The sequence below is a fragment of the Vibrio sp. VGrn 2 genome (genome assembly GCF_009361695.1).
GTDB lineage: Bacteria > Pseudomonadota > Gammaproteobacteria > Enterobacterales > Vibrionaceae > Vibrio > Vibrio diabolicus.
On sequence record NZ_RBWD01000025.1, the window covers coordinates 1 to 22,631 of the forward strand.

General features: G+C 45.6%; 17 protein-coding genes. 7 read left to right on the forward strand and 10 right to left on the reverse strand.

All coding sequences use genetic code 11. The features are described from left to right. Positions 1-680 precede the first annotated feature (680 nt). Positions 681-2,816 carry a lysine decarboxylase CadA gene (locus D8S93_RS23120; protein ID WP_025523408.1) on the reverse strand — a complete coding sequence of 712 codons (2,136 nt, stop codon included), beginning with the start codon at positions 2,814-2,816 and terminating at the stop codon, positions 681-683. 117 nt (positions 2,817-2,933) lie between these two features. Continuing rightward, positions 2,934-4,277: a cadaverine/lysine antiporter gene (gene cadB, locus D8S93_RS23125; protein WP_053808506.1), complete on the reverse strand. Its 1,344-nt coding sequence runs from the start codon at positions 4,275-4,277 to the stop codon at positions 2,934-2,936. A gap of 387 nt (positions 4,278-4,664) precedes the next feature. Here cadB and D8S93_RS23130 point away from each other — a divergent pair, with 387 nt between their 5' ends. Continuing rightward, positions 4,665-4,964, forward strand: coding sequence for a hypothetical protein (locus D8S93_RS23130; RefSeq protein ID WP_193621664.1), 300 nt, complete (start codon positions 4,665-4,667; stop codon positions 4,962-4,964). Positions 4,965-4,992: 28 nt separating this feature from the next. On the opposite strand, the gene cadC is transcribed toward D8S93_RS23130, so the two are convergent. After that, positions 4,993-6,561, reverse strand: coding sequence for a lysine decarboxylation/transport transcriptional activator CadC (gene cadC, locus D8S93_RS23135; protein WP_152815756.1), 1,569 nt, complete (start codon positions 6,559-6,561; stop codon positions 4,993-4,995). A 163-nt stretch (positions 6,562-6,724) separates the two neighbouring features. Then, entirely contained in the window at positions 6,725-7,123 is a 399-nt protein-coding gene (gene zntR, locus D8S93_RS23140; RefSeq protein ID WP_005397290.1) for a Zn(2+)-responsive transcriptional regulator, read from the reverse strand. A gap of 265 nt (positions 7,124-7,388) precedes the next feature. On the opposite strand from zntR, the gene purH reads away from it, so the two are divergent. Together purH and purD are read left to right on the forward strand one after the other, a co-directional pair. Then, positions 7,389-8,981 (forward strand): bifunctional phosphoribosylaminoimidazolecarboxamide formyltransferase/IMP cyclohydrolase, encoded by a 1,593-nt coding sequence (purH, locus tag D8S93_RS23150; RefSeq protein ID WP_085344624.1) that lies wholly within the window; start codon positions 7,389-7,391, stop codon positions 8,979-8,981. A 154-nt stretch (positions 8,982-9,135) separates the two neighbouring features. Then, complete coding sequence (gene purD, locus D8S93_RS23160; protein ID WP_152815759.1) at positions 9,136-10,425, forward strand: phosphoribosylamine--glycine ligase; 1,290 nt, start codon at positions 9,136-9,138, stop codon at positions 10,423-10,425. 83 nt (positions 10,426-10,508) lie between these two features. Here the strand turns inward: purD and D8S93_RS23165 are convergent, their stop codons facing one another. Together D8S93_RS23165 and hupA are read right to left on the reverse strand one after the other, a co-directional pair. Continuing rightward, positions 10,509-11,207 carry a DUF1481 domain-containing protein gene (locus D8S93_RS23165; RefSeq protein WP_046874617.1) on the reverse strand — a complete coding sequence of 233 codons (699 nt, stop codon included), beginning with the start codon at positions 11,205-11,207 and terminating at the stop codon, positions 10,509-10,511. Positions 11,208-11,246: 39 nt separating this feature from the next. Then, on the reverse strand, positions 11,247-11,519 hold the full coding sequence (hupA, locus tag D8S93_RS23170) for a nucleoid-associated protein HU-alpha (RefSeq protein ID WP_005382524.1): 273 nt from the start codon (positions 11,517-11,519) through the stop codon (positions 11,247-11,249). A 253-nt stretch (positions 11,520-11,772) separates the two neighbouring features. On the opposite strand from hupA, the gene D8S93_RS23175 reads away from it, so the two are divergent. Next, on the forward strand, positions 11,773-12,906 hold the full coding sequence (locus tag D8S93_RS23175; RefSeq protein WP_152815763.1) for a hemolysin family protein: 1,134 nt from the start codon (positions 11,773-11,775) through the stop codon (positions 12,904-12,906). Between the two features lie 79 nt (positions 12,907-12,985). On the opposite strand, the gene D8S93_RS23180 is transcribed toward D8S93_RS23175, so the two are convergent. After that, a complete protein-coding gene (locus tag D8S93_RS23180) occupies positions 12,986-13,573 on the reverse strand; it encodes a YjaG family protein (RefSeq protein WP_005382520.1) in 588 nt (195 codons plus the stop codon). A gap of 66 nt (positions 13,574-13,639) precedes the next feature. On the opposite strand from D8S93_RS23180, the gene D8S93_RS23185 reads away from it, so the two are divergent. Next, the gene (locus D8S93_RS23185) at positions 13,640-14,563 is read left to right on the forward strand and encodes a D-2-hydroxyacid dehydrogenase (protein WP_152815766.1); all 924 of its coding nucleotides are present in this window, start codon (positions 13,640-13,642) and stop codon (positions 14,561-14,563) included. 2 nt (positions 14,564-14,565) lie between these two features. Beyond that, positions 14,566-15,138 carry a uracil-DNA glycosylase family protein gene (locus D8S93_RS23190; protein WP_152815769.1) on the forward strand — a complete coding sequence of 191 codons (573 nt, stop codon included), beginning with the start codon at positions 14,566-14,568 and terminating at the stop codon, positions 15,136-15,138. A gap of 240 nt (positions 15,139-15,378) precedes the next feature. Here D8S93_RS23190 and hemE read toward each other — a convergent pair whose 3' ends face one another. Further along, positions 15,379-16,446, reverse strand: a complete 1,068-nt coding sequence (hemE, locus tag D8S93_RS23195; protein ID WP_048625623.1) for a uroporphyrinogen decarboxylase — start codon at positions 16,444-16,446, stop codon at positions 15,379-15,381. A 247-nt stretch (positions 16,447-16,693) separates the two neighbouring features. Then, positions 16,694-17,491 carry an NAD(+) diphosphatase gene (nudC, locus tag D8S93_RS23200; RefSeq protein ID WP_152815772.1) on the reverse strand — a complete coding sequence of 266 codons (798 nt, stop codon included), beginning with the start codon at positions 17,489-17,491 and terminating at the stop codon, positions 16,694-16,696. Positions 17,492-17,668: 177 nt separating this feature from the next. Between nudC and D8S93_RS23205 the strand changes: the two genes are divergently transcribed. Continuing rightward, positions 17,669-18,160 (forward strand): Rsd/AlgQ family anti-sigma factor, encoded by a 492-nt coding sequence (locus D8S93_RS23205; protein WP_031780615.1) that lies wholly within the window; start codon positions 17,669-17,671, stop codon positions 18,158-18,160. A 186-nt stretch (positions 18,161-18,346) separates the two neighbouring features. On the opposite strand, the gene rpoC is transcribed toward D8S93_RS23205, so the two are convergent. Then, positions 18,347-22,549 carry a DNA-directed RNA polymerase subunit beta' gene (gene rpoC, locus D8S93_RS23210; protein ID WP_005397277.1) on the reverse strand — a complete coding sequence of 1,401 codons (4,203 nt, stop codon included), beginning with the start codon at positions 22,547-22,549 and terminating at the stop codon, positions 18,347-18,349. Between the last annotated feature and the right edge of the window lie 82 nt (positions 22,550-22,631).

Below are 22,631 nucleotides of genomic sequence, written 5' to 3' on the forward strand. Positions count from 1 at the left end.
ACGAGTGCCCACACAGATTGATAGGTTTATATTTTTAAAGAGCTTTTCTAACTTATCCAGCAACTTAGTTGCTCGTCGTCAGGGGTGCGTATCTTACTCCGCACCGTGAGAGAGTCAAGCATTTTTTCAAATTTCTTTTTCTCTCACTTCCGACTCGCTGTGTGACTTTCGTCTCACTCCGTGTCGGTGGATGCGCAGTATAGGGAGTTGATAAATTAGTACAAGCGTTTTTTGCAAAAAAACTCTCAACCGAACAAATAACGAGCATTCCGCATAGATACTCAACGATCTTGTCTAATATTCCGGGTTGTAGAGGATCTTTTCATGATGAAACACCTGACTTCTGCATTAAAAGACCGCCGATTTCTTGGTAATTTCGATCGCTGATCTTATCTCTCTTGGTTCTTTTTTCTCTTTCTAACTATATAAAGACGAAAAAAAGAGCAGAACGATAATGAACTGCTCTTTTGGTCTTTACTTTTTATTTGGGGTACTTCAGGTGAAGTCTTGGAAAAGTGCTTCTTCTATATATAGAAGAAAAGATCAGAGCATCCTTGCCCTTCTCTTTTACGACAGATTAGCTAGGGGTATATCTAAATGTCGTGGTTGTTCGATGACACATTGAGCTCGTAAGAGTGGAGCATGCTTGCATTCCCAATGGCGTCATCTTCAAGAGGAACTTAGTTCTTCAATACTTTTACGGTGTAGCTACCATCTTTTTGTTGGTACAGACCGTGGATGTCGGTTTCGAAACCAGGGTAATGCGCACCGATCTCACAAAGCATCTCTAGGAAGTCCAGCACTGGGCGAGACTCTTGAGTCACCATTTCACCAGGAAGTACTAGTGGCACACCTGGAGGGTAAGGAAGGATCATGTTCGCACTTACGCGACCAACCATTTCTTCCAGTTTGATTTCTTCTACGTTACCGCGAAGCTCTTCTTGCCATGCTGCGTGTGGTGTTACTTTCATTTCTGGAAGAACATCGAACGCTTTGTACATTAGCTCTGGTAGGTTGTATTTCTTAGTTAGGTTATGAATTGCTTGTGCCAAATCTTGAACGCGCATGCCTTCATAGAAGCTTGGATCTTCGTTATATAGCGAAGGAAGGAAGCTCTTGATGGTTAGGTTTAAGTCGTAGCCACGTTTAAATTCAGTCAGACCGCGTAGCAATTGCATTGCTTTTGATTTGTCGATACCGATTGAGAATAGGAACAACAAGTTGTATGGACCTGTTTTCTCTACCACGATGCCGCGCTCGTCTAGGAATTTAGCCACCAGCGAAGCAGGAATACCTGATTCTTCTAGTTCGCCTTCTTTATTCATCCCCGGAGTCAGTAGCGTGACTTTGATTGGGTCAAGATACATGTGGTTGTCATCCATGTTCTTGAAGCCGTGCCATGTATCGCTAGGGTCTAGTTTCCAACATTCTGTGGTATCGATGTTTTCTGGTTGCCATACATCGAAGAACCAGCTGTCACTTTCTGCTTCTAGGCGTTTGATCTCTTTACGGAAGCGAATTGCGCGATCGATAGAGTCTTGCATCAACTTCTTACCTGTGTTGCCGCGCATCATTGCAGCTGCAGTTTCAGTAGAAGCAACAATGCCGTACTGAGGTGAAGTTGAAGTGTGCATCATGAATGCTTCGTTGAAAGACTCTTTATCAAAGTCACCTTTCACGTGAATCATTGAAGCTTGTGAGAACGCTGCCAACAGTTTGTGTGTTGATTGTGTCTCGTAGAACACTTTGCCTGGCATCGCTTCACCACTCATACCACATTTACCTTCGTAAATTGGGTTGAAGTTAGTGTAAGGCACCCAAGCACTGTCGAAGTGGATGTGTTTACAGTCTAGCGACTCTTTGATGAATTGTGTGTTGTACAACAGACCATCGTAAGTTGAGTTAGTCACTACTGCGTAACTTGGCGCTGTTGCACCTGGTGTTTTCGCCACTTTCTCTGCAATGACATCGCGGCTGAATTCGCTTTGTGGAATACCACCAAGGATGCCGTATGCGTTACGAGTTGGGCGGAAGTAGATTGGTGTCACGTCGCTCATCATCATTAGGTGAGTCAGAGATTTGTGACAGTTACGGTCAATCAGTACTGTGCTGCCCGCAGGTGCTGAGTACATACCAACGATTTTGTTCGATGTAGACGTACCGTTAGTTACGATGTACGAGCTGTCTGCATTGAATGTGCGTGCGATGTATTCTTCTGCATCTTTATGTGGACCTGAGTGGTCTAGTAGAGAACCTAGCTCAGGCATTGAGATTGATACGTCCGCTTTGAATGTGTTTGGACCGTAAAAATCGTAGAAGATGCTACCAGCAGGGCTTTTCTGGAATGCAGTACCGCCCATGTGACCTGGAGTACAGAAGGTGTATTTACCTTCTTCTACGTATTTGAATAGCGCTTTAGTGAATGGAGGCATGATGGCATCTTTGTATGCCTCAGTCGCTTGGTTGATTTTGATAGCGATGTCGTCAGCCATACCTAAAGCGTACTCGAAGAAGCTCACGTTTAGACGTAGGTCTGTTAGTGAAATATCTAGAGTAGACTGTTCGTTAGCAAATGCGTGAACAGGCAGTTTTTCGTTGATTTGGCTAATACGTTCACATAGCTCTAGTGAGTATTTATCCCAGTCGAACAGCACACCGCAAATGCGTGGGTTCATCTCAATCATTTTGATCAAGTCTTTATCATCTACTGGGTAAACCACTTCGTAGCCCGCTTTCTCAAGAGCAGCGTGAAGTTGACGAACTGGCTCTTCTTTAAAGAACACACCCATGTGGTTCAAGATAGCGAATATATTCATTTGGACATCTCCAAGGCGAATGAGGGCGCTCTTTGCCATTTACAGGCAATGAGTAAGGTGAGCGCCGCGTGAATTTGGGTTTTATGGGCTGGCACCGCAGTGCCAGCGTTTTGGGGATTAGTTGCTTGCTTGGGCAGGCATGTCGTCAGCGTGCATTTTCACGTACTGAGCAAGACCTGCTTTTTTGCTGTAGAACATCAAGATAACTAGAGACACGATGAAGGTTGCTGTTAGCGTACCGCCCTCTGCACCTGCTAGTGCGATGAAGCAGAACAGACAAGCCACACCAGAGAACAGCATTACGAAGCCGTTGCGTGTTGTCATACCTTCGAAGCGAATCAAGTTAATGCTTGAGTAGAAGTAAGGCAGCATAGTTAGTAGAACTGCGTCAGTTGTTAACTGGTTGAACAGGTCTGATGCGTGTGCTGTTTTAGAGCTGAAGAACATCAGTACAACCATCAGTGCAGTCATCTTGATTGACGCAAGGATTAGACCTTTCTTAGGCACACCGTTTTTGTCAGTTTCGCCGTAGATTTTAGGGAAGTTGCCATCGCTTGCTGCACGTTTACCAGCCTCGCCCACCAGCATCATCCAAGAACCTAGCGAAGTGAAACATGCTAGTGCTGTGAATGCTGATACGAATGGTGCAGTCCAGCTACCGAATAGCTCAGTGGTTGCTAGTGCAAATGGCGCACCTGATGCCGCAACTTCAGAAGCAGGGAACATGCCGCTGATCATTTGAGTTGATAGGATGTAAATCACACCTGCGATACCAGTACCCAGCATGGTTGCTAGCGGTACAGTACGTTTAGGATTTTCTACCATACCTGTCGATACTGCTGCTGATTCCACACCAACGAATGACCATAGACAGATAAGAACCGCTGTCACGATCGCATGGCTATCCGTACCCGCAGATACGTTCCAGTTTTGGCTGTATAGCGCAGTGTCGAAGTGCGTCCAACCAAACGCCGCTGTACCAACAACTGGAATGAGGATTAGAACAAGACCAAGCGTACATAGACGGCTTACCCAGCTACCACCAAGTAGGTTAACGAAAGTGAAGATCCATACCGATGCAATCGTCGCAATACCTGCTGGGATTGGGTCATTAAGCACAGGGAAGAATACTGAAAGGTAAGAAACACCTGTAATAGCAATAGCTAGGTTACCAATCCAGTTCGCGTGGTAATAAAGCACGCCCGTTTGGAAACCAAAGACAGGTGAAACTTCGCCAGCGTAAGCGATAGGACCACCTTCTTGAGGGTTTTTGGTTGCCAGACGAGCGTAAACAAACGCAAGGCTCAGTGCACCGATCAAACAGATCAGCCAACTGAAAATTGAAACAGAGCCTACTGAAGCTAGGCTAGAAGGTAACAGTGCAATACCACTACCCATCATGTTACCGGCTACTACACCCGTACAGGCAATTAGGCCGATTTTTTTCGTATTCGATGACATAACATCTCCAAATCTATTCTACTCAAGTCAACGTGACTCAAACTGAACGGTTATTAGCGAGATGCTATGAGGAAGAACCTGCTCGACCTCGCTAAATTTCGAAGTGAAGACTACGCCCAAAAATCGGGAAAAAAATAAACTTGGCGTTATCAATAAAATGATTAGTTAATCAACATCAAGTTGAGATAAACATGATAAACACAAAAATATAAAACCATATTATTCATGCATTTATAAGAAAAACATCAAACCTTCTACCGATAGATAAACTCTCATCAACTCGTTGGTAATCGCGGCAAAAGTTATCAACCTCTATCAACTTCCCCGTCCCGAAGGGTTGATTCCCTGAACCTGTTGATTCCATAAACCTCTCCCTGATCGCGCTTTTTGACCCACATCAATATTCATCTCGCCTCCAAGAAAGCATCAGAATCATTCTCGCCACATAACTCAGCCAGACACTCCATACAATCAATAGAGATAAAGATAAAGATAAAGATAGAGATAGAGATAGAGATAGAGATAGAGATAGAGATAGAGATAGAGATAGAGATAGAGAAGAAAACCGGATATGTCTTCCCGTTGCAAGCTTGCGTTACTGGCTCCTTCGTAAGTCATTACCCCACCGCCCACCCTTTTCACTTTTCGACAGCTACAAAAAAGCCCCTCACCGAAATGAGGGGCTAGTATTAAACTGACGTAGAGTGAGAGAGAATTAAAGCATTCGAACGACAGAAGGGTGAACAGCGCGATACATGGCGTAATCAATCGCCTTCATGTTACTTGGGAAGACCAAGTTTTCGCACAGCAGGTACGTCTCAACCGACGTATCAATATAGAAAGCTTCGCTGTAAGACTCACTGGCCAAATCCAGATCACCATCCAATTCAGCGTGCTTACCACGAATCACATAAGAAAGCACCGAATCACGTAACCTCAAAGCCTGCCCAAGATGCTGCTTGGCTGAAGCCATGTCACCAATAATGGTTTCGTGCAAGGCTAAAGCTTCATAAATTCGCGGTTGAATTGGCCCAACCATCATTTTTACGTTAGTTTCTAGTGCGTCACTCAACTGCTGCACTCGCCCTTTCTTCAACTCCTGTGAAAAATCGAGCACCTTCTGCACGTGGTAAGCAATTAATAACTCTGCCTGAACGTAAGCGTTATCCGGCTCAATTTCTAAAATGTTTTCCATCAAGTTGACGCCTTGGCGAAACTGCTTGGCATCCGAGACATTGAGATAATGGTTAGCTTGAACAAACAGCTCCAAAGCATCTGGGTTAATTGGCATTCCCGCCACCAGCATCGTGGATTTCAGCTTGGCATCCGGTACTTTCAGCACTTGCATCAAGTCTAACGACGCTTGTTGAAGCACAGTCTTTAAATGGCTGCTGGTTAACGCGTATTGACGACTAAACAACACCTTTTCAGATGAGTTATTGCGATATTCCACCTCTAAAAAGCTGCCACCCTCATTTTCACGAACCCGCACCACAACCGATTTGCCCGGTACAATACCCGAGGTAAACGACGCCTTCTTTAGCATGACTCGGTAATCGCTCACTTGAGCAATGTCGGACATCAACTTTTGGGCAAACCCGTCTGCCAAGTCGTAGCTTAACCCTTCGCTCGTGAAGTTATCTTGAAACTTGAATTCGATAAGGTGAGTATCGATGGCTTGAGTAATACGCACTTCCGATTGCTTGTAGGTAAACACGCCCATCACCACAACCAAGACACTGATCCAGATGAAGTTCATGATCCCCAGGCGCCACGGACTGATTTTATTTTTTTTCTGAGGGGCCTTTTTCTCTTTAGACATCTCACAGACCGCGCGAGTCAGAGGGCCTGCAGGAAAGGTGACGGCAGGTGCGATAGGTAGAGTCTCTTCTTCTGGCTCTTCAACAATAGGAGGAAGAGTTTCTGAATCACAATGACGACTTGCGAGGAATTCCTCGAGTGTCATTGGGGTCACATTCGCCACCAGCTTGTAACCACGTTTCGGCACTGTAATGACGTAGCTGGTATTTTCTTCCCGACCGTCCCGCAGTAATTTACGCAACTCAAAAATGGACTGAGTCACCACTTGATCGGTCACAATCGCCCCTGCCCAAACGTATTGGATCAATTCCTCACGATTGAACACCTCATTCGCATGCTCCGCTAGGAAATGCAGAAGATTAATTAAGCGTGGCTCAACAGTAACTTCCCTATCTTGTCGATACAGCTTATTTTCATCAACGCTTAAAACCCAGTCATTGATTTGAAAATAGACTCCAACCATGTATGAAAACTCTCGTATCTACAGACAGCGCTACGGCAGGAATCAAACAATGGTCAATTCCTACAGGTAACTAAAGGCGAGATTATAGGTGGGAAAACGGCGTGCACCTAGAAAAGCAAGCCGCCAAAAATGCAAACTTAAGTTAAGTGATGCAGAAATGAGACTACTCAAGTGCTGCAAGGATAGAACAATGAGTAGCATCATCGTCCGTATGACCGCAGCAAGCATCATTGATCTTCTTCAAAGCTCGACGAATTTTCGTTAGCTCGTTAATTTTTCCATCAATCAGCTCTAACTTAGCAGAAGTAATAGCTTTAACCTCTGCACAGCTGTGTTCTGTCGCTTCTAGTTTGATTTCTAGTAGCTCTTTAATCTCATCCAGGCTCAGGCCCAGCTCTTTACCTTTAAGGATGAAGTGTACCTGCTTTTGATTCTCTTCATTATAGAGACGATAACCTGATTCACTTCGACCTGCGGGCTTTATCAGCGCGTTTTTCTCATAAAAACGCAGCGTATCTGCCGTCACACCACAACGTTTTGCCAGTTCACCTATCTGAAACATAACTTTCCCTATTAACTATCTCGTTACTTTTAAAGCTAAAGAACCTCTTTTTCACAATTATTTTTGAGATGCCAAACGATTGCGCGAGCTTTTTTGTAATAAATTGGTTAGAATACGCGCCATCAAATGTGGAGACTGTTTTCTAACCAGAAAACATCCGGCAAAGGTCTTTACCAAAACTGGCCAATATTTTACCCCAAGAGGTAAAAACAAGTTCATTTTTGGCAAACATCTTTAACTCCGTGAATTTGAGGAAAATGGAAGCATGAATAACGCTCGTCCTATTCGCCGTGCGCTTATCAGCGTATCAGACAAAACAGGTATTGTTGAGTTTGCACAAGCTCTTGCTGAGCGCGGTGTCGATATCCTATCTACTGGTGGTACAGCACGCCTACTTGCCGAACAAGGCATCGCAGTAACAGAAGTCTCTGACTACACAGGTTTCCCAGAAATGATGGACGGCCGCGTTAAAACGCTTCACCCGAAAGTTCACGGTGGTGTGCTTGGTCGTCGTGGTCAAGATGACGACGTGATGGCAAAACATGGCATCAATCCAATCGACATGGTCGTTGTTAACCTATACCCATTCGCAGAAACCGTTGCAAAAGAAGGCTGTACACTAGCTGACGCGGTTGAAAACATCGATATCGGCGGCCCAACGATGGTTCGCTCTGCAGCGAAAAATCACAAAGACGTGACTATCGTTGTGAACGCTCATGATTACGATCGCGTTATCGCTGAAATGGACGCGAACGAGAAATCTCTAACACTAGAGACTCGTTTCGACCTTGCTATCGCAGCATTCGAGCACACTGCTGCTTACGATGGCATGATCGCAAACTACTTCGGCACTATGGTTCCATCTTACGGTGAGAACAAAGAAGGTGATGAAGAGTCTAAATTCCCACGTACTTTCAACCAGCAATTCGAGAAAAAACAAGACATGCGCTACGGTGAGAACAGCCACCAAGCAGCCGCATTCTACGTTGAAGCAAACCCACAAGAAGCATCTGTTTCTACTGCTCGCCAAATCCAAGGTAAAGCTCTTTCTTACAACAACATCGCAGACACGGACGCCGCACTTGAGTGTGTGAAAGAGTTCAACGAGCCAGCATGTGTAATCGTAAAACACGCCAACCCATGTGGCGTTGCGCTAGGTAAAGACATCCTCGAGGCGTACAACCGCGCTTACCAAACTGACCCAACGTCAGCGTTCGGCGGCATCATTGCATTCAACCAAGAGCTAGATGCAAAAACGGCTAGCGCTATCGTTGAGCGTCAATTCGTTGAAGTGATTATCGCACCTTCTGTTTCTGCTGAAGCGATTGAAATCGTTGCAGCGAAGAAGAACGTACGTCTACTAGAATGTGGCGAGTGGTCAACGAAGACAACGGGCTTTGACGTAAAACGCGTCAACGGTGGTCTACTGGTTCAAGACCGCGACCAAGGCATGGTAAGCCTAGACGATCTTAAAGTCGTGTCTAAGCGTCAGCCGACAGAAGAAGAGCTCAAAGATGCCCTATTCTGCTGGAAAGTAGCGAAATACGTGAAATCTAACGCGATCGTTTACGCGAAAGGCGACATGACTATCGGTGTAGGCGCAGGCCAAATGAGCCGCGTTTACTCAGCGAAGATTGCCGGCATCAAAGCCGCAGATGAAGGCTTAGAAGTTGCCGGTAGCGTAATGGCATCTGACGCTTTCTTCCCATTCCGCGACGGTATCGATGCCGCAGCAGAAGCCGGCATTAAGTGCGTAATTCAGCCAGGTGGCTCAATGCGTGACGACGAAGTTATCGCAGCAGCAGATGAGCACGGCATGGCGATGATCTTCACGGGTATGCGTCACTTCCGCCACTAATTTCCTCATCGTATTTGGCACTGTGGCGTTGTTAACTGCTTTCGCCCAACCCAGTTACGTAGCTGGCTATGTTTCCGGGATGGGCTCAATTGCTGCCTAGCCACATCATCAAATACTTTGAGTAAACAGTATTTATAAGATTAAGGATTTTCATATGCGAGTTTTAATCATTGGTTCAGGCGGTCGTGAACATGCGCTAGGCTGGAAAGCAGCGCAAAACCCAAATGTTGAGACTATTTTCATTGCTCCAGGCAACGCAGGTACGGCACTAGAGCCAAAACTAGAGAACGTAAACATTGATGTGGAAGACATCGATAGTCTGGTTGCTTTTGCAAAAGAGAAGGCGATTGAATTGACTATCGTTGGCCCAGAAGCACCATTGGTTATTGGTGTGGTTGATGCGTTCCGCGAAGCGGGCTTACCAATCTTTGGCCCTACCCAAGCCGCAGCGCAGCTTGAAGGCTCCAAAGCGTTTACTAAAGACTTCCTTGCTCGTCACCAAATCCCAACCGGTGCATACGCAAACTTCACAGAAATTGAACCAGCGCTTGCTTACGTGCGTGAGCAAGGTGCGCCGATTGTGGTGAAAGCCGACGGCCTTGCGGCTGGTAAAGGCGTGATTGTGGCAATGACGCTAGAAGAAGCCGAAGACGCAATCAAAGACATGCTAGCAGGCAACGCATTTGGTGACGCAGGCAGCCGCGTGGTTATCGAAGAGTTCCTAGATGGCGAAGAAGCAAGCTTCATCGTGATGGTGGATGGTGAGAACGTTCTGCCAATGGCCACCAGCCAAGATCACAAACGCGTAGGTGACAAAGATACAGGTCCTAACACTGGTGGCATGGGCGCGTACTCGCCAGCTCCTGTGGTAACACCAGAAATTCACAACCGCATCATGGAAGAAGTCATTTACCCAACGGTACGTGGCATGGCGTCTGAAGGTAACCCATACACAGGTTTCCTATACGCGGGTCTGATGATCGACAAAGATGGTACGCCTAAAGTGATCGAGTACAACTGCCGCTTCGGTGATCCAGAGACACAACCAATCATGATGCGTATGGAATCGGATCTGGTTGATCTTTGCTTGGCTGCGATTGACCAAAAACTGGCTCAAGTGGAATCAAAATGGGATCTACGTGCGTCGATTGGTATCGTACTCGCAGCCGGTGGTTACCCAGCAGCGTACAACAAAGGCGATGTGATCTCTGGTCTGCCACAAGTTGAAATTGAAGGCGAGAAAGTCTTCCACGCGGGTACAGACAATAAAGATGGCAACATCGTAACAAACGGCGGTCGTGTTCTTTGTGCAACCGCACTTGGCAATAGCGTATCAGAAGCGCAGCAACGCGCTTACGAGCTTGCAAAACAGATCAGTTGGGACGGCATGTTCCATCGCAGTGACATCGGCTACCGTGCGATTGCACGTGAGCAAGAAAAATAAAAACAACTTAAGTTGGCTAAAAAAACAAAAGGCGCATTCAGCGCCTTTTTTATTACTCTGTCAGCAAGTAAGTCTCACCAAGCTTACTCAGCGAGTAATGCTGGTCGTGGTACACAATCAAAGTCATCATCATTGAGCATCAACAGTTCATCAACCGTTGCTTTATTTCGTGACTGCTTGCCGACAAAAGCCACGTAACTGTCTACAGATGAGAGACGCTCGATAATAAATTTTGGCAACGTCTGATTAAACTCGAGTGTCGAGAACGCTTTACCTTTGCAGGTTTCAAACGATTGGCCATTCCAATAACCTTGAATGAGGCTCTGACTGTTACGAGACTGCGCCTTAACCGACGCCACTACATCATTCGCTTCTGTCTTGTAACGTTCTAATTGTTCATGCTGAAGTGGTAAGACTTTACGATTAACGCGATATTGTTGGTAAACCGCTTCGCCATCTTTATTAAAACGGATGTGGATTTGAAAAGGCACCAACTCTTGCTTGGTATCAACTTGCTCACCTTTTCGAATCAACTCTCGAAGCTCACCTTCATCCCAACGGTAGTCACTTTGAAACCAGCCATTATCCCCCATCGTTACGTAATCCGCAGCCGTACTCACGCGAGTGAGTTTCTCGGTCATCCAGTACAAGCTACTTGCGTCTCCAGCAACTTTGCCGCCAGAGAAGTGAGTAAATTGTTCTAAATTAGGAGTTTCAACCGACGAACAGCCAAAAAGGGTAAAGCTAGATAAGAGAAGTGAAGCGAGTAGATGTTTTTTCATGAAGTTGCACCGAGGCAGGATACCTCGGTGCATTCTAACTTAGTTTACTGATTCTTTCAGCGCTTTACCTGCTACGAATGCAGGTACGTTAGCTGCTGCGATTTGAATCTCGTCACCAGTCTTAGGGTTACGACCAGTACGTGCAGCGCGGTGGTTTACTTTGAATGTACCAAAACCAATTAGTTGAACTTGGTCACCCTCTTTAAGTGCACCAGTTACACCATCAAGAGTCGCTTCAAGAGCAGCTTTTGCTTGTGCTTTTGATAGGTCTGCTTTCTCTGCGATAAAGTCGATTAATTGGGTCTTGTTCATTAGGTTTCCCTTCTCATAGGTTATCGAATTCGTCTCACTCTAAAACATAAATGCCCCATCTGGCAAAGGTTTGTAAGCGATCTTTCGATTTTCTGACGCACTTTTAGCCATAATATGAGTAATAACTCACAATTTGTTACCACATACCCCCTGAAAACCCTTGCTTTCCAAGGTATTTGGACCAATTTATAAGGCACTTTTGCGGTTATAATAGCTGCAAATAACCACTATCAAACTACATTCAAGGGCAACTATGCTGCTGTTATCCATTTATATCTCTATTGCAATCGGCATTTCGTTTATCTGTTCGGTGCTGGAGGCGGTACTGCTGAGTATCAGTCCGAGCTACATTGCGCAGCTCAATCAACAGGGGCATCCCGCAGCTGGGCAACTGGCTAAGCTAAAATCAGATATCGACCGGCCATTGGCATCCATTCTAACTCTAAATACCATCGCTCATACCATCGGCGCGGCCACTGCTGGTGCACAAGCTGCGGTGGTATTTGGTAGCGAAGCGTTAGGTATCTTTTCGGCAGTGCTCACACTGGCGATCTTGGTGCTTTCAGAGATCGTACCGAAAACAATTGGCGCAACTTACTGGCGTCAATTGGCGCCAACCGCGGCAGTCGCATTACGCTGGATGGTATGGGCGCTAACACCATTCGTATGGTTTTCAGAGCAAATCACCAAGCGTCTTGCTCGTAACCACGAAACACCCAAGATGCGCGATGAACTGTCGGCAATGGCGATTCTGGCACGTGAAAGCGGTGAATTTGCCGAGGGTGAATCAAAAATATTAAGCAACTTGCTTGGCATCCAAGATGTACCTGTAACTCAGGTTATGACGCCACGTCCTGTGGTATTCCGTATCGATGCCACGATGACCATCAATGAGTTCCTAGAAAAACACAAGGATACACCTTTCTCCCGCCCATTGGTTTATAGCGAGCAGAAAGACAATATCATTGGTTTTGTGCACCGCCTTGAGTTGTTCAAACTCCAACAATCAGGTTGTGGACAGAAACAACTGGGAGCAATCATGCGCCCGATTCAAGTGGTGCTAAACAACACGACTTTACCGAAAGTGTTTGACCAGATGATGACTCATCGCTTACAGCTGGCACTTGTTGTTGATGAATACGGTACCGTGCTAGGTTTGGTAACGTTGGAAGATATTTTTGAACACCTCGTAGGTGAAGAAATCATCGACGAAGCGGATAAAAGCACTGACATGCAGGAGCTGGCTTACCAACGCTGGGAAAGCTGGAAAGAAATGCACGGCGTAATCGAAAGCCGCGATGATGATGAAGAAGAGGAAGAGCTGGAGAAGCATCACAAGGAGCCAGAAACCCAAGAAGCGACAAAACCAGATTCTAAAGAATCGTAATCAACATTGGGCATAACCGCTCAAACGCCGCAAACAAAAAGGCATCCATTTAGGATGCCTTTTTCTATCTATTCAACGACTAAAGTGCAATACCGATGTTGCTCACACCTTCTTCACGTAACTCTTCACGTAAATCTTTAATCAAGCTGATGTCACGCTCTACCGCTTCACGCAGTGGACGGAAAATAGCCCACTGCACGTCCCATTCTTCACATACGGCTTCATTTTCTTTCTGGTTGTCGTTGGTTATTGGCTCTGCACCTTGCGCTTGCTCTAGATCAGCAACGGTTTGTACCGACTGTTGGCTCACTTTAAGCATTGAATCGAAAAGGTAGTCGCGGTCCAATAGACCATGCAGTAACGTAGATAAACCCTGACACGCGTCCATCGCTGGGTAAACGCCGTAAAAATCGAACTCATCCGCACTTGGGAACAACTCTTCTAACTTCTCTAATTGACGTTCGAAGTTAATTTTCGCGTTCTTAACTGTCAAAATTTCCCATACACTATCAAGAATCGCTCGGTAAGCACGCGGGTCAGCAAATTCTGTGTTCTCACAAAACATCGCATAGTTTGGATACATGCGTTCACACAGACACGCCATAAAGGTAATTTGTTGCCAAGGTTCTAGTTTTTCTAAACGAACCTGAAGAGGATTCTTAAGCATAGTCACTCAATCATTGAAGAAAAAAACAGCGAAAGTGTACTTGATTCATCACAGGGAAAAAAGTTAATGCCGCACTCAAATCAGATTTTCCTGCTCTCAGAGCATCGTGACACCTACGAAACATTATTGACGGAGAGAAAGCTACCAGATCTGAGCATCACTGATAAGCCAGAGGAAGCTCAAATAGTTCTTGCTGATCCGCCATTACTATCCAATAGATTAGACGAGTTTTCACAGCTTGAATGGGTGCAATCGACGTTTGCTGGTGTCAACGCCTTAACATCCCCTAGCCTTCGTCAGGACTATGCTCTAACTAACGTTCGAGGCATCTTTGGTCCACTGATTGCTGAATATGTTTTGGGTTACAGTATTGCCCATTACCGCCACTTTGCCCGATACCACCAGCAGCAACAAAACAAACAATGGCAGCCTCACCTCTATACATCATTACAAAGTAAAACCATGGTGATTCTCGGTACTGGTAGCATTGGGTGTTATTTGGGCAATGCCGCTAAAGCAATGGGAATAAAAACCATCGGTATGAACCGCACAGGTATTCCGACCTCAGGTGGTGAATTTAATCAGACCTTTCATATCAGTGAACTAAGTAAGGCATTTGAACAAGCCGACATTGTTGTGAATACCCTACCAAGTACACCGGAGACGCAACAGTTACTTAATCGTCAAACGCTCAGCCAACTAAATCAGGCGTTATTGTTTAACGTAGGTCGTGGCGACGTACTGGATGAGGCAGGGTTGCTCTTCGCTCTGAAAAACCGTTGGGTAGAACACGCCTTCTTAGATGTATTTGAGCAAGAACCGTTATCGGTAGAACATCCGTTTTGGAAACTACCGCAAGTCACCATCACTCCACACATTGCTGCGCTGAGTTTTCCCGAGCAAGTCATCGAGATTTTTGCTGACAACTATCTACGCTGGCGTGATGGGTTTTCATTAAATTATCAAGTGGACTTCGAAAAGGGTTACTAAGAATGTCGTTAGACGAGCTATTGCAGCAAGTGAGGGCCTGCCAGATCTGCGCGGATAATTTACCTTTGGGCGCAAACCCTGTCGTACAAGCAGCAAAAGGGGCACGCATCCTAATCATCGGTCAGGCCCCAGGCACACGTGTACACAAAACCTCGATACCTTGGAATGACCCAAGTGGTGACCGATTACGCCAATGGCTCGATATCGACAAAGACGTTTTCTACGACCCAAATAAAATTGCCATTGTCCCAATGGGATTCTGTTATCCAGGCAAGGGGAACTCTGGCGATTTACCTCCTCGCAAAGAGTGTGCGCCCGCTTGGCACAAAAAGATTCTCGAGCAGTTGCCCAATATAGAGCTGACGCTACTGATTGGTCAGTACTCACAGCAGTACTATCTCACCAACAAACCAAAGACACTCACGCAAACCGTTCAGCAATGGCAGGATTGGGAACCTGATTTTATCCCGCTTCCTCATCCTTCTCCACGCAATACATTGTGGTTAAAGAAGAATCCTTGGTTTGAATCTGAAGTCGTGCCATACCTTAAAAAACGCGTTCACTCGATGCTTTAGGTTACCCATGATCTAATTGATTTTTTATCTGTACAAGAAAATAAGCACACAAACACAAAACCGCTAAGCTGTTGTTTATAATGAGATTAAAAAATAAACGTACAGACTAAATAGTAATTAGATCATAGTAGGCCAAATACTACTAGAGCTGTACAACCTTGAGTTTCAGATAAAAAATTGAATTTTAGGTAAAAAAAATACCGGCACTGAATGCCGGCATTTGATTACAAAAAATCTAACTTACTTGTGGTATGGCTTAGATAACTCGTGTACCGCTTCCACAAATACGCCCGCGTTTTCTGGCGGTACATCCAAGTGGATACCATGGCCTAGGTTGAACACATGACCAGTACCCGTATCACCAAAGCCTTCTAGGATATCCGATACTTCTTCGCGGATGCGCTCTGGTGAAGCGTAAAGCATGGATGGGTCCATGTTACCTTGCAGCGCCACTTTATCACCGATACGTGCTTTCGCGTCTGCAATGTTGATTGTCCAGTCTAGACCAACCGCATCACAGCCCGTTGCTGCGATTTGCTCAAGCCACATACCGCCATTCTTAGTAAACAGTGTGACTGGCACGCGACGACCATCGTTTTCACGAATCAGACCATCTACAATCTTGTGCATGTATTGCAGTGAGAACAGGTTGTAGTCACGAGGCGTCAGTACGCCACCCCATGTGTCAAATACCATTACCGACTGCGCGCCTGCTTTAATTTGCGCGTTTAGGTACTCGATAACGCTGTCTGCCAGCTTATCTAGAAGTAAGTGCAGAGTTTGTGGTTCCGCGTACATCATTTTCTTGATCTTGGTGAAGGCTTTAGAACTGCCACCTTCGATCATGTACGTAGCAAGAGTCCACGGGCTACCAGAGAAGCCAATTAACGGCACTTCACCCTTAAGGTCTTTACGGATCTGACGTACTGCGTTCATTACATATTGCAGTTCACCTTCTGGATCTGGCAAACCAATTTTTTCCACGTCAGCTTTGCATGTAATTGGGTTATCAAAAACAGGTCCTTCGCCCGCAGCAAAACGTAAACCAAGCCCCATTGCATCTGGAATCGTTAAGATGTCCGAGAATAAGATCGCGGCATCAAGAGGAAAACGGCGTAATGGTTGAAGTGTCACTTCGGATGCTAATTCTGCATTTCGACACAAAGACATGAAATCACCCGCTTCTGCACGAGTCGCTTTGTATTCTGGTAGGTAACGACCTGCCTGGCGCATCATCCATACTGGCGTGTAATCTACCGGCTCTTTTAAAAGCGCACGCAGATAACGATCATTTTTTAATTCAGTCATTCCGTAATTCCAACTGTTAGGCTTTCTGTGAAAGGGGGTATTCTATCACTGATTTAAGTCCAATAGCTGTGTGCTTTGCAACCTGGATCAAGTTATTAACTTTTAAATCAATGCTTAATTTGCACCCAATCGGTATCAGTGTTAAAAATTTGTTCGCTAGCGAAAACTACAATTATAAACTGAGTACCCAGTACTCAGCATCTCATAACGACATCTTACTTACCCCCTCCCTCTCGGAGGGTTTTTTTTATCTATTTATCAGATGATTAGAATCAATATCTTGTAGCGTTTGTTCGATAAGCGCTCTTGCAATCGTTCCTTTAGGCGCAACAGGCGGCATCTCGTCAATACCAAACCATTGTGCATCAGACAGCTCAGTGTAGTCTGGACTTAACTCTCCCGATTCATAGTCAGCTAAAAAACCCATCATCATACTCGATGGGAAAGCCCAAGGCTGGCTGCCAAAGTAACGAATATTTTTAACGAGAATTCCTGTTTCTTCATGAATTTCTCGAGCCACACACTCTTCTAATGTCTCACCAACTTCTAGAAAACCCGCAATGACGGTATACATACCATTTCGATGCCTAGGATGTTGGGCCAATAAGATCTGGTTCTCTTTACGCACAGCAACGATAATACACGGAAATATTCGAGGATAATGGAGAGTACGGCATTCGCCACACTGCATAGCTAACTGGTTATTATTAAGAAAGTTTCTTCCACCACACTGTGGGCAAAAACGCAGACTTTGCGTCATATGCCCATACTGGACCGCTTTACTTAACAACATAAATAATGGCTCAGGAAAATGCAGGCAGTCGCGCAGTGAGACTAATGGTAGATCATGCTCCAGATCAGACAAATTAAGCCACATGACGGGCGAACCTGAATACTCACCAATGGTCCTTGCACTCACTTCAGGCAGTGATAACTGCTCTGCAGACCCGAAAGGCACAGCACCATCCACCAGCCAAATTTCACTTCCTGCAACAACACACCAGTATGCATTTATCGCGCGGTTAACATCACCTTTTCTTAACATTACACCATCCCTTTGCTTGAAGTTCGTTCATTTTACTGGCAATCTAATTTCATACTAGAGTTTGTCGTTAAGTAAATTTGCACTCTAAATTCTAGTAAGGACAAGAGTTTGTAATAACTTTACTAACTTTGCTTTGCAAAGGATACGTTCGCCAACAGGCGATCAGATCATGAGGGCATGGTCATGCTAAAAAAATTCAAACAAACACAAGACCAGTGGGGTGGCTCAAGTGATGTCATTGATCACTGGTTAGAGACACGACAATCCCTGATTGTTGAATATTGTAAGCTTGCAGCACTGCAACCTTGTTCGAAAACCAATGTTATTGAACTCCCATCTCCTTCCGAATTGCAGGACTTCTGTCAGCATCTCGTTGATTACATCTCCGAGGGCCACTTTAAAATCTATGACATGGTTATGGATCGCTGGAAAGCAACTGGCTTTGTCGTGACCAATGAGATCAATCAAACTTATGGCCAAATAGTCCTGACAACTGAACCACTATTGAACTTTAACGATAAGTACTCAGAAGTTACTGAAGATGATGAATTAGATGATTTCGATTCTGATATGTGTCTCATTGGCGAAATTCTTGAGACTCGATTTGAAGTCGAGGACTATCTGATACAGCAGATCGCAGAAAGTCTGTCTATGCCTCCAGGGGCTTAGTGTTTGCGAACATTCAGAGACTGAAGGATAGAAAAGACTGACGATCATCGTCGGTCTTTTTTGTTTCTAGCCTTATCACTATTACCTTCTCTAAGAACCCTCTCGAAGAAAAGGCAGGATAAAAACTAAAAAGGCACCCGAAGGTGCCTTTTTTCTTAAGCTTCTAACGATTACTCGTTAAATGACTTACTCTTCAGAAGAGAAACCAGCGTTTAGAAGTGCCGCTAGGTTGTCTGTTGCTTGCTCAGCAGAAGGACCATCTTGCGCTTCAGAACGTTTAGCTTGACGCTCTTGGTGGTATGCGAAACCAGTACCAGCTGGGATCAGACGACCAACAATTACGTTCTCTTTCAGACCACGTAGGTCGTCACGCTTACCAGAAACTGCTGCTTCTGTTAGTACGCGAGTTGTCTCCTGGAACGATGCCGCAGAGATGAACGACTCAGTCGCTAGAGATGCTTTAGTGATACCTAGTAGTTCACGTTCGAAACGTGCAGGCTCTTTGCCTTCAGCTTCTAGGTTACGGTTAGCAATCTTAACTTGTGAGTACTCAATCTGCTCACCAGGTAGGAACTCAGAGTCACCAGAGTGAGTAATAGTACACTTACGTAGCATCTGACGAACGATAGTTTCAATGTGCTTATCGTTAATCTTAACGCCTTGTAGACGGTAAACTTCCTGTACTTCGTTAGCAATGTACTGCGTTACCGCGTGTACGCCACGTAGACGTAGGATGTCGTGTGGAGACTCTGGACCATCTGCGATCACGTCACCACGTTCAACTTTTTCACCTTCGAATACGTTCAACTGACGATGCTTAGGAATCATCTCTTCGTAAGCTTCACCGCTTTCACGTGTGATCACTAGGCGACGTTTACCTTTGGTCTCTTTACCGAAGCTCACAGTACCTGTGTGCTCAGCAAGGATTGCAGGCTCTTTCGGCTTACGTGCTTCAAATAGGTCAGCAACTCGTGGAAGACCACCGGTGATATCTTTGTTACCGCCAGACTTCTGAGGAATACGTGCTAGTGTCGCACCAACACCTACTGCTGCGCCATCTTCGATGTTCACAATCGCTTTACCAGGTAGGAAGTAGTGAGCTGGCATATCAGTACCAGGGATCATTACATCGTTACCTTGCTCATCAACAAGTTTGATAGCTGGACGCATATCTTTACCTGCTGAAGGACGAGCTGCTGGATCAGTTACTTCGCTTGAAGATAGACCGGTTAGGTCATCGGTTTGACGAGATACTGTTACGCCGTCGATCATATCTACGAACTGGATGCGACCTGCTACCTCAGTAATGATAGGTAGTGTGTGCGCTTCCCAGTTTGCAACTGTTTCGCCAGCTTGAACTGTATCGCCATCGCCTTTGCTTAGTAGTGTACCGTAAGGCAGTTTGTGTTTCTCTTTCGTACGACCAAACTCATCAATAATAGTTAGCTCTGTCGCACGAGAAGTGATAACGATCTTACCGTCATCTGCTAGTACAGATTTAGCGTTGTGTAGCTTGATAGAGCCGTTGTTCTTAACTTGAACACTGTTCTCTGCCGCTGCTGTCGATGCCGCACCACCGATGTGGAACGTACGCATGGTAAGCTGTGTACCTGGTTCACCGATAGACTGAGCAGCGATAACACCTACTGCTTCACCTTGGTTCACTAGGTGGCCACGTGCTAGGTCACGACCGTAACACTGTGCACAACAACCGAAGTCAGAATCACACGTTACTACAGAGCGCACTTTCATGCTGTCTACTGAGTTCTCTTCCATGATTTGACACCACTTCTCATCGATCAAGGTGTTACGTGGAATAAGAACGTCTTCAGTGCCAGGTTTTAGTACGTCTTCAGCAACAACACGACCAAGAGCAAGCTCAGAAAGTGCAACTTTAACATCACCACCCTCGATGTGAGGCATCATGTCGACACCTTCGTGAGTGCCACAGTCATGTTCAGTTACAACAACGTCTTGAGCAACGTCTACTAGACGACGAGTTAGGTAACCCGAGTTCGCTGTTTTCAGTGCCGTATCCGCAAGACCCTTACGAGCACCGTGCGTTGAGATAAAGTACTGAAGTACGTTTAGACCTTCTTTAAAGTTCGCTGTGATCGGCGTTTCGATGATTGAACCATCTGGACGCGCCATCAGACCACGCATACCCGCAAGCTGACGAATCTGTGCTGCAGAACCACGAGCGCCCGAGTCCGCCATCATGTAGATGCTGTTGAATGACTCTTGCTGTTCCTCTTCACCATCACGGTTAACTACCGTTTCAGATGAAAGGTTTTCCATCATTGCTTTCGCAACACGATCGTTGGTCGATGCCCAGATATCGATAACTTTGTTGTAGCGTTCGCCCGCAGTAACAAGACCTGATTGGTACTGTTCCTGGATTTCACGTACTTCTTCTTCCGCTTCTGCGATTTCAGTGTACTTAGCTGCTGGTACAACCATATCGTCGATACCAACAGATACACCAGAAAGTGCCGCGTATGCGAAACCTGTGTACATGATTTGGTCAGCGAAGATTACAGTGTCTTTCAGACCTAGTTTACGGTACGCCTCGTTAAGTAGGTTAGAGATTTGCTTCTTACCTAGCTTTTGGTTAACGATGCTGTACGGTAGACCAGCTGGCACGATTTGCCATAGCATTGCACGACCAACAGTGGTATCTACCATCTTAGTTTCAGTAGTGCTGTTGCCGTCTTCGTCTACAACGGTTTCTGTAATACGTACTTTAACGCGTGCGTGAAGCTCAGCTTGTTTAGTGCGGTATGCTTTCTCAGCCTCTTCTGGGCCAGAAAGGTACATGCCTTCACCTTTCACGTTGATCTTTTCACGAGTCATGTAGTACAGACCCAATACAACGTCCTGAGAAGGTACGATGATCGGATCACCTGACGCTGGCGACAGAATGTTGTTTGTCGACATCATCAGAGTACGAGCTTCAAGCTGTGCCTCTAGAGTTAGAGGTACGTGAACCGCCATTTGGTCACCATCGAAGTCCGCGTTGTACGCCGCACATACAAGTGGGTGTAGCTGAATCGCTTTACCTTCGATTAGTACTGGTTCGAACGCCTGGATACCGAGACGGTGAAGTGTCGGTGCACGGTTCAATAGTACTGGGTGTTCACGGATTACTTCGTCTAGGATATCCCAAACGACCGCTTCTTCACGCTCTACCATTTTCTTAGCAGCTTTGATTGTAGTCGCAAGACCACGAGTCTCTAGCTTGCTGTAGATGAATGGTTTGAATAGCTCAAGTGCCATCTTCTTAGGAAGACCACACTGGTGTAGACGAAGGTATGGACCTACTGTGATTACAGAACGGCCAGAGTAGTCTACACGTTTACCTAGAAGGTTCTGACGGAAACGACCTTGTTTACCCTTGATCATATCAGCAAGAGATTTCAGAGGACGCTTGTTAGAACCTGTGATCGCACGACCACGACGACCGTTATCTAGTAGCGCATCAACAGACTCTTGCAGCATACGTTTTTCGTTACGTACGATGATGTCCGGAGCAGCTAGCTCTAGAAGACGCTTCAAACGGTTGTTACGGTTGATCACACGACGGTATAGATCGTTAAGATCAGAAGTCGCAAAGCGACCGCCATCTAGAGGTACTAGAGGACGTAGATCTGGCGGAAGTACTGGAAGTACTGTTAGGATCATCCACTCTGGGTTGTTACCCGATGCGATGAACGCTTCTACCAGCTTAAGACGCTTAGTTACTTTCTTACGCTTAGTTTCAGAGTTTGTTGTCTCTAACTCTTCACGCATTTGTTCTGCTTCAGCGTGCATATCCATAGAACCTAGTAGGTCCTTGATAGCTTCCGCACCCATCTTAGCAGTGAACTCGTCGCCCCACTCTTCTAGACGATCTAGATACTCTTCTTCCGTAAGCATCTGACCTTTTTCTAGATCAGTCATACCTGGTTCTGTTACTACGTACATTTCGAAGTAAAGAACACGTTCGATATCACGTAGAGGGATATCCATCAGTAGACCGATACGAGACGGTAGCGATTTTAGGAACCAGATGTGAGCTACTGGTGAAGCCAGTTCAATGTGGCCCATACGGTCACGACGAACTTTAGTTTGTGTAACTTCTACACCACACTTCTCACAGATAACACCACGGTGCTTCAGGCGCTTGTACTTACCACAAAGACATTCGTAGTCTTTAACTGGACCAAAGATACGCGCACAGAACAGACCATCGCGTTCAGGTTTGAACGTACGATAGTTGATCGTTTCAGGTTTTTTAACTTCACCAAAAGACCATGAACGGATCATGTCTGGTGAAGATAGACCGATTTTGATTGCATCAAATTCTTCGGTCTTATGCTGTGCTTTTAGAAAGTTTAATAAGTCTTTCACAATCAGCTCCTGTAAGGAGTTAAAAGGAGCTCACTCGCTAAAGTGAGCACCTTCTTCCAAATAATCGCTTTGATTCTCTCGA

What these genes read in the sequence shown, in the direction of transcription:
- D8S93_RS23120 (WP_025523408.1), bottom strand. Translation starts at nt 2,816, where the DNA reads ATGAATATATTCGCTATCTTGAACCACATGGGTGTGTTCTTTAAAGAA.
- cadB (WP_053808506.1), bottom strand. Translation starts at nt 4,277, where the DNA reads ATGTCATCGAATACGAAAAAAATCGGCCTAATTGCCTGTACGGGTGTA.
- cadC (WP_152815756.1), bottom strand. Translation starts at nt 6,561, where the DNA reads ATGGTTGGAGTCTATTTTCAAATCAATGACTGGGTTTTAAGCGTTGAT.
- zntR (WP_005397290.1), bottom strand. Translation starts at nt 7,123, where the DNA reads ATGTTTCAGATAGGTGAACTGGCAAAACGTTGTGGTGTGACGGCAGAT.
- purH (WP_085344624.1), top strand. Translation starts at nt 7,389, where the DNA reads ATGAATAACGCTCGTCCTATTCGCCGTGCGCTTATCAGCGTATCAGAC.
- purD (WP_152815759.1), top strand. Translation starts at nt 9,136, where the DNA reads ATGCGAGTTTTAATCATTGGTTCAGGCGGTCGTGAACATGCGCTAGGC.
- D8S93_RS23165 (WP_046874617.1), bottom strand. Translation starts at nt 11,207, where the DNA reads ATGAAAAAACATCTACTCGCTTCACTTCTCTTATCTAGCTTTACCCTT.
- hupA (WP_005382524.1), bottom strand. Translation starts at nt 11,519, where the DNA reads ATGAACAAGACCCAATTAATCGACTTTATCGCAGAGAAAGCAGACCTA.
- D8S93_RS23175 (WP_152815763.1), top strand. Translation starts at nt 11,773, where the DNA reads ATGCTGCTGTTATCCATTTATATCTCTATTGCAATCGGCATTTCGTTT.
- D8S93_RS23180 (WP_005382520.1), bottom strand. Translation starts at nt 13,573, where the DNA reads ATGCTTAAGAATCCTCTTCAGGTTCGTTTAGAAAAACTAGAACCTTGG.
- D8S93_RS23185 (WP_152815766.1), top strand. Translation starts at nt 13,640, where the DNA reads ATGCCGCACTCAAATCAGATTTTCCTGCTCTCAGAGCATCGTGACACC.
- D8S93_RS23190 (WP_152815769.1), top strand. Translation starts at nt 14,566, where the DNA reads ATGTCGTTAGACGAGCTATTGCAGCAAGTGAGGGCCTGCCAGATCTGC.
- hemE (WP_048625623.1), bottom strand. Translation starts at nt 16,446, where the DNA reads ATGACTGAATTAAAAAATGATCGTTATCTGCGTGCGCTTTTAAAAGAG.
- nudC (WP_152815772.1), bottom strand. Translation starts at nt 17,491, where the DNA reads ATGTTAAGAAAAGGTGATGTTAACCGCGCGATAAATGCATACTGGTGT.
- D8S93_RS23205 (WP_031780615.1), top strand. Translation starts at nt 17,669, where the DNA reads ATGGTCATGCTAAAAAAATTCAAACAAACACAAGACCAGTGGGGTGGC.